We start from the raw sequence: 13279 nt of genomic DNA on the forward strand, positions 1-13279 counted from the left end.
GGCGCACGGATCGGCGTGGTCGACGGTGAGGCCGACGTGTCCGCCACGGCCACGGCCAGTGACTTCGTGCTGTGGTTCTACGGCCGCCGGCCGACGAGCTCGGCCTGCGCGGCGGCGGTCGTTCAGGCGATCAGCCGGTTCCGCACTTCTTGCCGTTGATGGTGAACGCCGCCGGATCGGCTCCGGTGCCGGAGGCGTTGAATCCGATGTAGACGGACTTGCCCGGGTCGATCCGCGCGTTCCACGGCATGTTGGTCGCGGTCACGTCGCGGCCGGTCTGGTTCCAGTTCGCCGACCACCCCTGGGTGATCCGCTGGCTGCCGGGGAACGCGAACGCTAGCTTCCACCCGTTCCACGCCGTGGTGCCGGTGTTGGTGAGCGACACGTGCGCGGTCAGGCCGCCCTGGTACTTCTGCGCTTCGTAGCGCACCTCGCAGTCCGGCTTCGTCACCGGCGTCCCGGCCTTCTCCGCCGCCCAGCCGGAAACCCAGGCGAGCGCGGAGTTCCAGTTGACCGCCACTTCGTTCACCGAGTAGGCGCCGATGTCGTCGACCCAGCACTTCTGCTGCGGGCAGCCGACGAGCAGCCGCTGGGCCACGGGGTCCTGCAGCCCGCTGTTCGGGCCGCCGGAAAGTGATCCGGCGGGCGCGGTCGGCAGGGCGGGGTCGTTCTGGTGGGCCCAGAACCGGTGGTGCACGTTGTGGACGGCCTGGTCGCCGTAGCCCGCCACGTACGAGGTGCTCAGCGGGTTGCGGCCGAGGAGGTAGTGCAGCGCCTCGAACACGCCGTCGCGGTACTTGGCCGCACCGGTGAAGTCGTGGGCCAGCGCGAGCACCTGGGCGTTGTTCAGCACCCCGGAGTTCGAGCCCCACACGTACCCGTCGGTGCTGTTGTCGTACGGCGTCGCGTAACCCATGGTCGCCATCGCGGCCAGGTGCTGGTCCGCCACAGAAGCGAACGCGGACTTGATCGCCGTGACGTCCGCCGCCGGCAAACCGTTGGGCACCAAGGCGAGCGTGATGTCGCCCAGCGGAGCCGTGCCGCCCCAGTAGAAGCCCGCTCTGCTCAGGCTGGCCGCCTTGTAGTGCGGGGAGGACGTGACGTCGGCCCGGTAGGTGACGTCACCGGTGGTCGTGTACAGCTCGGCGGCGGCCCAGTAGAACTCGTCGCTCACGGTCTTGTCGTCGTACGCGCCGCCACCGACGTTGTCGTTGGGGTCGGCGAGCTTGGCGGGGTTCGCCTTGGCCGCCGTGTAAGCCTTCCGCGCTGCCGCGAGAAGTTTCGCCGAGTACGCCGCGTCGATGCCACGCCAGAGCCGGGACGCCTGTGCGGCCACCGCGGCCAGGTTCAGCGTCGCCGCCGTGCTGGTCGCGGACAGCCGGCGCACCTGGTCGTCCAGCTCGGGACGGGTGGGCAGCGCCGTCCAGGCGGCGTCGTGGATCTTGTGGTGCGCCATGCCGTCCGGTGCCTGCATCCTGAGCAGGAAGTCGACCTCCCAGCGCGCCTCGTCGAGGAGGTCCGGCACGCCGTTGGACTTCTCCGGGATGGCCAGCGTGCCATCGCGGAACGCCGAGGCGTCGCCGACTCGCGTGGCCCGCTCGTAGGAGTTGAGCAGCTGCCAGGCCGCGATGCCGCCGTTGACCACGTACTTGCCCTGGTCGCCCGCGTCGTACCAGCCGCCGCGCACGTCGAGCGTGTAGCCACAGGCCAGATCAGCGCGGCACGGCACGTTGTTGTCGCCCTGGTTGGGCGCGACGTTGACGTGGCCGGCCGGGCGCGCGTACTCGGTGCCGACGTACTGCGCGTCGATCGCGATGCCGCTGCGCTGGTGGTAGAAGAACGCGAGCGAGTCGTAGCGCAGCTTTTTGACCGGGTCGGCGGAGATGTCGAACGGGAAGCTGCTGTCGGCACCGACGGACAGCGTGTACCCGGTGCCCGGCGTGTCGAACGACGAGAAGTCGATCAGGTGCACCGAGTCGCCGGACGCCGCGTCCGCTCCCTTCGGCGTGGTCTGACCGGTCGCCACCGCCGCGCCCGCGGAGTTCTTGAGGGTCCACGTCTGCGGCGTGGTGGCCGTGGAGACGAGGGTGGCGCGCTTGGGCAGACCCGGCACGTACGCCACCAGGTCGACCTGGACCTTCTTGGTGGGGTTGGGGGTCACGCCGCCGGGCGGCTTCACGCCACCGACCAGCGAGACGTTGTCCACGCAGATGGTGTTGTCGGCGGCCTGACCGCCCAGCTGGAAGGCGACCTGGCCGTTGCCCGCGTCGGGGAAGTCCAATGTGGACGTGAAGGTGAAGGTGAAGTGCTGCTTCGCGGTGGTGAGCGCGAAATCCTGCTTGGCGATCCCGCGGTAGGGGCTCACGCTCTCGCCCGCCGCCGCGGCGATGGTCTGCGCGCTGGTGGCGTGGGCGTCGAACGAGAACGTGTAGGACTGCCCGCTCTCGAACGGGACGCCGTTCTGGCCGACCAGCGCGTCCCAGGGGTTGGTGGTCCCGCCGGTGACCGCCGCGCACAGTTCACCGCCGGTGATCCGGTTGGTCACGCCGGCGCTGCTCCACCAGGGGTCGGCGGCACCGCTGTCGAACTTTCCGTTGAGCACGCGCTCGTAGTCGGCCGCGAAGGCTGTGCCTGCCGCGGGAAAACTGGTCGCGGCGAGTGTCACCACCAGCGCGGAAGCGAGCAGGCCTAGGGGTTGCGATCTCATCTCGTGAGGTTCTCCGTCCTCGTCGACGGGATTTCTGGGAGCGCTCCCACATGACCGTAGGGCGCGCTGAACGACGCCGACAAGCGCCGTTCAGCCGCTACGGGGACCCGCCACTCGGACCAGTGTTGCCGATCTGCGTGTGGTAGTGGTGACTACCTCATCCGAAGGACCACTGCTGGTTGCCGCCGCCGTGACACGTCCACAGGATGATCTTGGAGCCGTTGACGGTGGCGCCGCCGTTGACGTCCAGGCAGAGCCCCGACTGAGTGCCGGTGACGGTGCCGTTGGCGTTGAACTGCCACTTCTGGCCCGCCCCGCCGTCGCACGGTGTGATCACCACGGCGGTGCCGGTGCCGGTCTGGTTGTTCTGAGCCGCCGCACACCTGGTGCTGTCTCCACTGTAGACGGTCAGTTGCCCGGACGCGGTGCGCGTCCAGGTCTGGTTGGTTCCGCTGTGACAGTCCCAGATCTGCAACGGAGTGCCCGCCGCGGTGCCGCCGGCGTTGACGTCGAGGCACCTGCCGGAGCCGAGTCCGCGCACCGCTCCGGTCGTGCCGCTGCCGCCCGTGCTGTAGCCGGCCGCGATGATGTTGGCCTGCACCGCGTTCTCGGTCGCGTCGGACGGGTAGCCCGCGACCATCGCCCCCTCGTAGAAGGTGCCCGCGCTGAGGTTGGCGCCACCGTCCGGTTTGCAACAGTCGCCGCCGCTGCCGAGGATGATCGCGCCCTGCTTCCTCATGGGGCTGTAGCCGGACGGGAGCGAGCCGTCCCACAACGTCGTCATGTCACCGGACTGCGCGTTGCCGCCCTTCATCGCGAACCGCGAGGTCCCGTTGTTCTTCAGCATCGCGGTCACGAACTTGTTCGGAAACGCTCGCTGGCCGGGGTTCCACGACTTGCTGCCGCCGGGGAACAGCCCCCACTCGAGGTCGGCCTGGACCCACGGGCCCGTGCCCTGGCATCCGCCGAACCAGCACTGGGTGCTGAAGTTGATGGCGTCCATCGCCCCGGCGGCGTCGGCCTTCCTGGTCGTCTCGCTGTTGCCGTAGTCGAAGCAGCAGCCGCCGTTGACGTGCGTGCCGCTGGTGACCATGTACATGCCTTCCGGCGCACTGCCGGTGGGGACGCCGCTCAGGTGCCCGTCACGCCAGTAGCTGTTGCCGGGGTTGATGTAGAGCGAGTAGGCCTTGCCGCCGCCGACGGTCAGCGACTCCGAGGTCGCGGTCGCGGGCCTGCTCTGGGGTGAGCCGGGCACGACGCTCGAACCCTGGTACCACAGGTCGTTCCCGTGGCCGGACTGGTCGTAGACCACCGTGATCACGCAGGAGGTGCCGGCGCAGAACGCGTCCTGGACCGCCCCGTCCGCCGTGCCGCCCGCCGCCGGCACGGGGATGTTCCTGGTCGTGTTGTCCGACGAACGCCGAACCTGGTAGAGGTTTCCGTTGTACGAGCCGTAGAGCGCCCGCACGGTGCTGTGCGCGGCCACGCAGGGTGTGCCGCCGGAAGCGTAGATGTCGCACGGCCCGGTGCCCGCCGCCGACGCCGGTGTCACGGCCGTTGCCATCAGCAAGCACAACGCCGCCGCAGCCGAGAGTTTCGCGGTCATGAGCTGCTCCACAGTCGCCAGGTCTGGTTGAGGTCGCCGGTCTGGCCGGAAGGCTTGCAGGCCCACTGGATGATCCGGGCACCTGCGGCGGTGGAGACTCCGTTGACGTCGACGCACTTGCCGCTGTGCCGCGCGACGAGCTGGTAGTCGTGGGGATCGTTGCCGCTGTAGGTGACCTTCCGCAGCGTGTACTGCTGGCTCGCCGAACCGGGAGAACAGGTGTTCTGCGTGACGGCGGCACCGTCAGCGGTCGAGGAGCCGCTCACGTCGAGACACTTGCCCGACTGCTGGTTCACGACGGTGTAGGTGTCGGCCGTGCCGGTCACCGGGGTGAAGTTCCACAGCTGCTGGTCGCCGCCCTCGCAGTAGAACTGCTGCTGCGGGTTGCCGTCGGCGGCGCTCAGGTTCGTGTTGTCCAGGCACTGCTGGGAGTGCTGGGCGGCCGCGACGGTCTGGAAACCGCTGCTGCCCGGCGGGAGCAGCGTGACGGTGAACGTCTCGTCGGCGTTGTTGTGCGGCAGGTTGACCGTGATGCCGTTGCCGCTCAACGACATCACCGTGCTCTGCACGGTGACGGGTCCCTGGACCGCGCCGCCGTTGTTGTACGGGATGCGCTGGACGAGCACGCGCACCTGGTTGTTCTGCACGATGCCGGTCGTGGTGTCCAGGCGCTGCAGGGCGACCGCGACGTTGCCGGTGGTGCTGCCGCCGCCGACGAGGATCTTCGCCACGCCGTTCGCCTTCGTGGCGAACGAGTCGTACGACTGGCTCGGTGTCGTGGCGACGATCGCGCCCGTCTGCGAGGCGTAGAAGCGGTAGACCCACCACTCGCCCTTGGACTGGTGCTGGCCGGCCGAGTTGCGGACGAGGAGGTTGCCGAGATCGTTGTGCAGGTTGCCGGAGCTGGCCCAGTTGGCGCGCAGGCCGTCCGCGCCGGCTCGTTCGAGTCGCGCGATGTACCACGAGCCGTCGCCGGGGTTCTGCTCGTTGCCGGCGCCGTACTCGTTGATCTGGTACGGCCGCGGGTGCGGGATGCCGCGCGAGTCGAGCGTCTGGTTCGCGGTGGCCACATTGGACACCGGGTCGCCCGGCAGTGAGTGCCAGCTGATGATGTCGGGCACGACGTTGTTGGCGCGCACGAAGTCCAGGTACTGGGTCCACCAGCCGCCGGTGGACGGCACGCCCGCGAGGCTCGGCCCGACGATCAGGTGCGTGGGGAACGCCGCCCGGACGCGCTGGTAGGTGCGCCGCCACAGCTCGAAGTACTGGGACTGCGGCCGGTTCCAGAAGGTCGTGATGTTGGGTTCGTTCCAGAGGTCCCACTGCACTGGCGCACCGGTCGCCCGCACGTCGTCGATCAGCCGGTTGAGGAAGTTGTCGTAGTCGGTCCAGTTGCCGTTGTCACCGGGGAAACGCGAGATCGGATACCCGTCGGCGCCCCACAGGTCGTGGGCCAGCAGGACGAACTCGCCGCCCAGCGAACGGGTGCGCAGCAGCTGCGCGCGAGTCGAGTTCCACCGCCGGTCGTACTTGCCGGAGACCCAGCCGCCGGGACTGTCGAGCTGGGCGCCACCGGCCCGCATGTACCGGAACTTGACGTCGCGGTAGAAGTGGTCGGCGGGACCTGTGCCGTTCTCCGTCATGCCGTAGATCCAGCCGGAGGCGCGGTAGGTGGGAGTGCCGTTCGTGACGGAGAAGTTGACGCTGATGGACTCGTTCGCGGCGTGGGCCGGGGCCGCTCCCGCGAACGCGAAGGCGGATGCCAGTACGGCCAGGAGGGCAGTGCTGGTTCGTCGCTGAACCATGAGGACTCCGAAACAGGTCAGGGGAGACGAGAGTCGAACCGGTTCGATCGAGAAATGAACGTACGCGCAGTGCGCTTCTCACGGCAAGGGTCGTGTGAGTCGAACCGGTTCGTTCGACTGTTCCGTTCGACCAGTGGGCGTGGTCAGGCTCCAGACGAGCTGCCACTGCTGGTTCGCGACCCCGTTGGCGGGCCATTGGAATCACCTTGGCGCCATCGGCCTTCGAGCTGTTCGCCCTGGACCGTTCCGCTCGACAGCGGGCGGCCGAGTGGGTGTCCGGGGTGCGCGGTCACCCTGGTCGACCAGGCGGCCGGGGTGCGCGCCGGTCCTGAGCCGTTGCGCACCCTGGCGGACTACCGCCGCGAACGGCAGCGTCGATCGCCCCGCGAATGCGGGTACTGGCGGTGTTTTCGGGTCAGCTCAGGAGGAAGCGGGGTCGTCCAGGTGCCAGACCTCCCGCATGGGAACCCACCAGTGGCCGGAACCGGGCGGCGCCGGCGACTCCTGGCACGGGTCGGTCAACGTCCACCAGCGCTGGGTCTCCGGGTCGGCGGCGATGCGGGCCTGGTCCGCCTCGTCGTCGTCACCGATGTACTCGTAGTAGCCGAAAAGCAGATCGCCGTGCAGGAAGATGGTGAAGTTGCGGATGTTGGCGTCGAGCATCGTCTGCTCGACAGCGGGCCAGACGGCGGAGTGCAGCCGCAGGTACTCCTCGCGGTGTTCCGGGCGGAGCCGGATCATCATGCCGTAGCGCTGGGTGCGGTTCATGGGCTTCTCTCTCAGGCGTTGAGCACAGCGCTTTCGGCGTTCGCACTTACCGCGTGCAGGCGATGTCCCGCGCGTTCGGGCCGGATGTGCGAACCACCGGCCAGCGGATCGGGCAGCAGGTGGCTCGACCGGGCGATCGCGTCCTCGTCCACGCGCACGCCCAGGCCGGGGCTGTCGCCGAGAACGTAGGTGCCGTCCTCGACGTGCAGGTCCACCGAGACGCCCACGGGCGGCTGGAGGTCCTGCAGTTCGCTCACGAGGTGGTTGGGCACCGACGTGGCGGCGTGCAGCAGACCGGCCGGCGTCGTGCCGATGGGACTGACGGGCAGGTCGTGCGCGTGCGCGAGAGCTGCGACCCGCAGGAAGTGGGTGATGCCCCAGACCGCGGCCGTCTGCACGATGTCGACCGCTCCGGCCGCGATGAGCGCCCGGTGCTGTTCGAGCCCGGTGAGGTTCTCCCCGGTGGCGACCGAGGCGCGGATACCGCGCCCGACCGCCGCGTGCCCTTCGACGTCCCAGCGCCGCACCGGTTCCTCGATCCACGTCAGGTCGAGGGTGCGTTCGAGCTCGCTCACGTACCGGACCGCCTGCTTGCGCGTCCAGGTCTCGTTCACGTCGAGCATCAGGCTCGGCCGCGTTCCCCGGCAGGCCGGGGCGAGGACGTCGCGGACCAGGCCGAGCCGGTAGCCGTCGTGCTCGACGTCGAGGCCGCCCTTGATCTTCGCCGCGCGCAGCCCGGCGTCGGCGTAGGCCTGGTACACGGCGACGAACTCGGTGTCGTCCAACGCGATGTCCAGTCCCGAGGCGTACGCGGGTACGCGGCGGTCGCGTCCGCCGAGCAGCCGCCACAGCGGTTCTCCCGCCGCCTGGGCCTTGATGTCCCACAGCGCGGTGTCGAGGGCGCCGATGGTCCCGAACACCGCGCCGGCGTGGCCCGCCTTGAACATCCGGCGCAGCATCCTGTCGTAGAGGGCGGTGACCGACCGCGGGTCCTCGCCCTCGATGGCGGCGAAGACGTTCTCGATCTCCACACAGGGGCCGAGTCCGACGCCGGTGATGCCTTCGTCGGTCTCGACGACGACGATCGGCACCCGGACGAGGCCGTCCGCGTACACGCCGTTGGCGTCCCCGACAGGGCGGCCCCAGTTCTGCACCGTCGTGATGGTCCGGTATCCGGTGATGCGCATGTCAGCCCTTCGTGGACCCGGCGGTGACACCGTCGGCGATCTGGCGTTGCAGGAACAGGTAGACGACCAGCACCGGTACAGCGGCGATCAGCACACCGGAGGCGAACGTGGGGATGTCGTCGGAGTACTGGCCGCGCAACGACGTGACGCCGACCATCAGCGTGCGGTGTTCCGCGGACGGCATCATCAGCAACGCGATGAGCACGTCGTTCCAGCAGAACAACGCGTTGAGCACGCCGACCGACAGCAGCGCCGGGGCACCGATCGGCAGCATGATCCGCCAATAGACGCCGTACACCGTGTTCCCGTCGATGCGCGCGGCGTCGACGATGTCGGGCGGCACGGTCGAGTAGTAGCTCGTCAGCAGGAAGATCGTGAACGGCAGGAACTGCGCCACGTACGCGAGCACCAGTCCCGGGTAGGTGTCGACGAGCCCGGTGTCCGCCATGATCCGCGCCAGCGGCACCATGATCACCTGGAACGGGACGAACAACGCGGCGAGCACACCGAGGAAGAGCGCGGACGAACCGCGGAACTTCAGCCGGGCGAGCGCGAACCCCGCCATCGACCCGAACACCAGCAGCAGCGCGACCGAGCACGCCACGACGACCACCGAGTTGAGGAAGTACCGGGACATCCCGACGCTCGTCCACGCCTTGACGATGTTGTCCCAGCTCACGGAATCGGCCAGGGCGAACCGGCCGAGCACGTACTCGCGGCGGGTCTTCATGGCGACGTTGGTGGTGAACACCAGGGGGTAGATCGTGGCCAGCGCGAGCGCGGCCATCGGTATCGTGACGACCCATCTGCTCAGCCTGGGCATCAGTCCTCCTTGCCGGCACGTCGCAGGATGCCGATCTGGGCCAGTCCCACCACGAGCATGATCAGGAACAACGCGGTCGACGCCGCGGAGGCGAGCGCGGGCCGGCTCAGCTGTCCCTGCTGGATCCAGACGTAGTACTCGGGCAGGTACGTCGACCCCTCCGGCCCGCCGCTCGTCATCACGTACACCAGGCCGAACATCGACGTCAGCATGCCGATCATCGTGGTGACGAAGACGAACTGGATGGTGCGCGACAGGCTCGGGATCACGACGTGCCAGATCGTCTGCGGCAGCGCCGCACCGTCCACTCTGGACGCGTCCAGCAGCGAGGAGTCGAGGGTGGCGAACCCGGCCAGGAAGACGACCAGCGCCATGCCGAACGTCGCCCACACGTGCACCCCGACGACCGCGAAGATCGCCACGTCCGGATCGCCGAGCCAGTCCACCGGCCCGATGCCCAGACCGCCGAGCAGCGTGTTGAGCGGACCGTCGAAGGCCAGCAGCAGGGTGAAGATCGCGCCGACGATCACGGGGGAGAGCACGGCGGGGAAGAAGTAGACACCGCGGTACAGGCGATGCCCCGGCACCTTCAGGTGGATGAAGGTCGCGAGCAGCCCGGGGATCGCCACCGCCACCGGCAGCAGCAGCACGAGCAGGCCCACGTTGCGCAACGCGGTGCGGAAGAGCGGATCTCCCAGCAGGGTCAGGTAGTTGTCGAACCCGACCGGCACGCCGTCGCGGTCGCTGTCGCCGGTGAAGGAGAAGTTGATCCCGAGCACCAGCGGCCACAACCGCAGCCCTGCGATGATCAGGACGGCCGGCGCCAGCAACACCAGGGGCGCCAGCCGCTCGGCCCGTGATCCGGCCACGCCGGCTCAGCCGGTCTTGTCGGAGGCGGCCAGCTGCTGCAGCACCTCGTCCACCGTGATCGAACCGCTGAGCAACTGCTGGGAGAGACGTCCCATGAGGTCGATCGTCTTGGAGCCCAGAGCGACGTGCAGGGCGGGCTTGCCGCTCTTCACCTCCGCGACGATCGTCTTGACCGCCGGACCGCCCGCGGAGGTGTCGATCGTGGTGTCGGACGCGATCGCGCCACCGTCGAGGTAGAACGCCTTGAGCGCGTCGGTCGACGTCAGCGACCGCACCAGGTCCGCGGCGAGCTTCGGATCCTTGGTCCACTTCGCGACGGCGTAACCGATGCCGCCGTCGAAGGGCAGGCTCGGCTTGGCCGCCGGGTTGACCACGGGCGCCACCGTGACGCCGACCTTCTCCGGCGTGAGGAACTCGCCGAAGTCCTTCCAGTGCCCGACATCCGACATCAGGCCGATGACGTTGGCCGCCTTGCCGGAGTTGAAGGAGGCGAACGCGTCGTTGAACATCGCGGTGGAGTTGGCGCCGTCGGTGTTCAGCCCGGAGGCACCGGCCTGCTGCCACAGCTCGAAGATCTTCTTGACGTCCGGCGAGGACCAGTTGCGCTTCCCGGCGATCCAGTCGTCGTATTCCTGCGGGGTCAGCACCGCGGAACCCAGGGCGGACAACCAGAACTGGATGCCGATGCCCTCCTTGTTGCCCAGCGCGAAGCACTTCGCGCCGGTCTTCTGGGTGATGACACCGCAGTCGCGGATGAACCCGTCCAGCGTCCTGGCGGGAGCGTCGGGGTTGAGGCCGGCCTTGGAGTAGAGGTCCTTGTTGTAGTAGATCGGGTGGCCCTGCAACGTCACCGGCTCCGCGTAGACCTTGCCCGCCTTGGTGAACGCGTCCCACCCGGCCAGCCGCTGCCTGTCCTCGGCCACGTAGGAGTCGAGCGGGGCGAGCGCGTCTGAGCGGTCGCGGATCTGGCCGCCGCCGTTGAACAGGATGACGTCCGGCCCCTTGCCGGACTGGATGGCCGCGCCGAGCAGTGTGTAGTACTGGTCGAACGGCTGCGCCACGAACTCGACGTGCACGCCGGGATGCTTCTTCGCGAAGTCGGCCTTGGCCTTCTCCACGTACCCGGCCGCTTTCGGGTCGCCCGACTTCCAGTCCCAGACAACGAGTTCGTCGCCCGACCCGGAGGACGAACCCGGTCCGGAGGCGCTCCCGCAACCCGCTGTCAGCGTCAGCCCCACCACCAGGGCTGCGGACCACAGTGTGCGCTGCTTCATTGCTGCTCACTTCCCGAGATGGGCCGGGCGTCGAGGGGCCCGACGAAGTGTGGTGAACGTAATTCGTATGACGTATTACGTCAATCGGCCATCCTCGCTACAGTGATCGGCACGCTCCATCGCATCGGCGACGGCGGCGCAACCGGAGGAACGATGACGGCATCAGGCCAGCAGCCGAGCGCACTCGCCGCCCCTGAGTGGGCGCGCCGCCCGGCGAACCTGGCCATCGCGATCACCACCGAGCTCGTGGGACGGATCGTGCGCGGCGAGCACCCCTCCGGCACGTCGCTGCCGCCCGAACCCGCGCTGTGCCAGTCGTTCTCGGTGAGCAGGACCGTCATCCGCGAGGCCGTGAAGGTCTTGCAGGAGAAGGGTCTGGTCCATGTTCGTCAGGGCGCGGGGACGATGGTCACCCCGCCGTCGATGTGGAACATGCTCGACGAGCTCGTCCTGGGTGCGGTCGTCGCCGAGGACGACACGCTCGGCGTGCTGGACGACCTCGTGGTCACCCGGCGGCTGCTGGAGTCGGACATGGCCCTGGTCGCCGCCAGGGTCGCGGACCAGGAGACCGTCGAGGGGCTGCGCGCGCTCGTCGATCTCATGGACCAGGTGGTGGGCGACCCCATCGCGTATCGCCGGCACGACCGGGCGTTCCACGACCTGATCATGCGGGCGTCCGGCAACCGGATCGCGAGAGGCGTGGTGCGGGCGCTCGAAAGCCAGGTCTACCACACGGCCCGCTACACGGGCCGGACCGACCGCAGGTTGTGCGCGGCCTCGAACCAGGGCCACCGCCGCATCTGCGAACGCATCGCGGCGCACGACCCGGCCGGTGCCTCCGAGGCGATGTTCACCCACATCACCGAGGCCTGGCTGGTGCGGCGCAGCGACGCGGGCGAGCCCGGCCGCCTGGACCGCTAGCCCACGAGCAGCCGGTCGACCAGCTCGTGCCAGCCGGCTTCGACCCGTGCCAGCGACATGCCTTGCCTGCGCACGAGATGGTCGACCAGCACGATGTCCACTGAGGACAGCAGGGTGTGCGCGAGCAGGGCGGCGTCGGCGTCCGGGAGGGCCGCGCGCACCAGGGCCGCGACGTGGGTGTGGCGCACCAGCCGCGCCGGCACCGTGAACCGGCGACCGGGCGGGGGTTCCGCGGCCAGGTAGATGTCGTGGTGGGCCTGTTCGTGGCGCAGCAGAGCCACTCCGAACGCCCGCAGCCGGGCGCCCGCGGTGGCACCGGGGCCGAGCGGTGGCGGGCCGCTGATGAACGCCTCCTGGAACTGCTGCTCCGCGTGGTCGAGCAGGGCCTGGAGCAGTCCGTTGCGATCGCCGAAGCGGCGCGACACCGTGCCCTTGCCGACCCCGGCCGCCGCGGCGACGGACTCCATCGTGATGGCCGCCGCGCCGTGGTCGGCCGCGAGCCGCGCCGCGGCCTCCAGCAGACGGGCGCGGTTGCGCACCGCGTCCGCACGCAGCTGTGTCTCCGCCCCGGCCCAGGGCAGTGTGCCGTCGATCACCTCGACAGCCTAGCCGGGAAGATAAACGGGACGCGTCCCGTTTAGTTCGACGTTCGCCCGACACAGCCTCACCCCTGGGAGTACGTCATGGCCGTCCGCATCCTCACCCTCGTCGGCAGCCTCCGCGCCGGATCGCACAACCGCCGGCTCGCCGAGGCCGCGGTGCAGATCGCGCCCGAGCACGTCGAGGTCGGCCTGTACGACGGCCTGGACGCGGTGCCGTTCTACAACGAGGACCTCGACGCCGAGGGCAGCGTTCCCGCCGCCGCGACCAAGCTGCGCGAGGCCGCCGGTGAAGCCGACGCCGTGCTGCTCGTCTCGCCCGAGTACAACGGCACGATTCCCGCCGTGCTGAAGAACGCCATCGACTGGCTGTCGCGTCCCTACGGCGCGGGTGCTCTGTCCGGCAAGCCCGTCGCCGTCGTCGGCACCGCGTTCGGCCAGTACGGCGGTGTGTGGGCGCAGGACGAGGCCCGCAAGGCCGCCAAGATCGCCGGCGCGGTGGTCGCCGAGGACCTGACGCTTTCGATCCCGAGCTCCGTGGTCCGGTTCGCCGACCTCCACCCCGTCGACGACCCCGAGGTCACCGAGAAGCTGGCCGTGGTCGTCGAGGGCCTGGCGGCTCGCGCCACCGCCACCGTCTGACCCGTTGCCGAAAGGCCACCCGCAAGAGCGACGGCAAGGAGGTCGTCCTCAAGGAGGCACGGCCGCACGCCGGGCTC

10 protein-coding genes and 1 pseudogene are annotated in these 13279 nt (G+C 69.3%); 2 read left to right on the forward strand and 9 right to left on the reverse strand.

All coding sequences use genetic code 11. The annotated features are described in order from the left end of the window. Positions 1–130: 130 nt before the first annotated feature. The 8 genes and pseudogenes from ABZX92_RS42205 to ABZX92_RS42240 all read right to left on the reverse strand — a co-directional run bounded on the left by ABZX92_RS42205 (position 131) and on the right by ABZX92_RS42240 (position 11040). Positions 131–2707, reverse strand: coding sequence for a glycoside hydrolase family 9 protein (locus ABZX92_RS42205; protein WP_355571187.1), 2577 nt, complete (start codon positions 2705–2707; stop codon positions 131–133). A gap of 157 nt (positions 2708–2864) precedes the next feature. Continuing rightward, a complete protein-coding gene (locus ABZX92_RS42210) occupies positions 2865–3248 on the reverse strand; it encodes an RICIN domain-containing protein (protein ID WP_355571202.1) in 384 nt (127 codons plus the stop codon). 30 nt (positions 3249–3278) lie between these two features. After that, positions 3279–6118, reverse strand: a pseudogene (locus ABZX92_RS42215) (arabinofuranosidase catalytic domain-containing protein); the annotation flags it as partial. A 420-nt stretch (positions 6119–6538) separates the two neighbouring features. Next, positions 6539–6886 carry an L-rhamnose mutarotase gene (locus tag ABZX92_RS42220; RefSeq protein ID WP_355571189.1) on the reverse strand — a complete coding sequence of 116 codons (348 nt, stop codon included), beginning with the start codon at positions 6884–6886 and terminating at the stop codon, positions 6539–6541. Positions 6887–6897: 11 nt separating this feature from the next. Then, entirely contained in the window at positions 6898–8073 is a 1176-nt protein-coding gene (locus tag ABZX92_RS42225) for a mandelate racemase/muconate lactonizing enzyme family protein (RefSeq protein ID WP_355571191.1), read from the reverse strand. A 1-nt stretch (position 8074) separates the two neighbouring features. Then, the gene (locus ABZX92_RS42230; protein ID WP_355571192.1) at positions 8075–8896 is read right to left on the reverse strand and encodes a carbohydrate ABC transporter permease; all 822 of its coding nucleotides are present in this window, start codon (positions 8894–8896) and stop codon (positions 8075–8077) included. Continuing rightward, positions 8896–9765, reverse strand: a complete 870-nt coding sequence (locus ABZX92_RS42235; RefSeq protein ID WP_355571193.1) for a sugar ABC transporter permease — start codon at positions 9763–9765, stop codon at positions 8896–8898. Before ABZX92_RS42235 ends, ABZX92_RS42230 begins: the two co-directional genes overlap by 1 nt. A gap of 6 nt (positions 9766–9771) precedes the next feature. Beyond that, the gene (locus ABZX92_RS42240) at positions 9772–11040 is read right to left on the reverse strand and encodes an extracellular solute-binding protein (protein WP_355571195.1); all 1269 of its coding nucleotides are present in this window, start codon (positions 11038–11040) and stop codon (positions 9772–9774) included. Positions 11041–11142: 102 nt separating this feature from the next. On the opposite strand from ABZX92_RS42240, the gene ABZX92_RS42245 reads away from it, so the two are divergent. After that, complete coding sequence (locus ABZX92_RS42245) at positions 11143–11961, forward strand: FadR/GntR family transcriptional regulator (protein WP_355571197.1); 819 nt, start codon at positions 11143–11145, stop codon at positions 11959–11961. On the opposite strand, the gene ABZX92_RS42250 is transcribed toward ABZX92_RS42245, so the two are convergent. Beyond that, positions 11958–12557, reverse strand: coding sequence for a TetR/AcrR family transcriptional regulator (locus ABZX92_RS42250; protein WP_355571198.1), 600 nt, complete (start codon positions 12555–12557; stop codon positions 11958–11960). The two genes, ABZX92_RS42245 and ABZX92_RS42250, sit on opposite strands and share 4 nt — an antisense overlap. Positions 12558–12644: 87 nt before the next feature. Between ABZX92_RS42250 and ABZX92_RS42255 the strand changes: the two genes are divergently transcribed. Then, positions 12645–13202: an NAD(P)H-dependent oxidoreductase gene (locus ABZX92_RS42255; protein ID WP_355571200.1), complete on the forward strand. Its 558-nt coding sequence runs from the start codon at positions 12645–12647 to the stop codon at positions 13200–13202. Positions 13203–13279 lie beyond the last annotated feature (77 nt).

Origin of the sequence: Lentzea sp. NPDC006480, assembly GCF_040611995.1 — a bacterium.
In the GTDB taxonomy this organism is placed as follows: domain Bacteria; phylum Actinomycetota; class Actinomycetes; order Mycobacteriales; family Pseudonocardiaceae; genus Lentzea.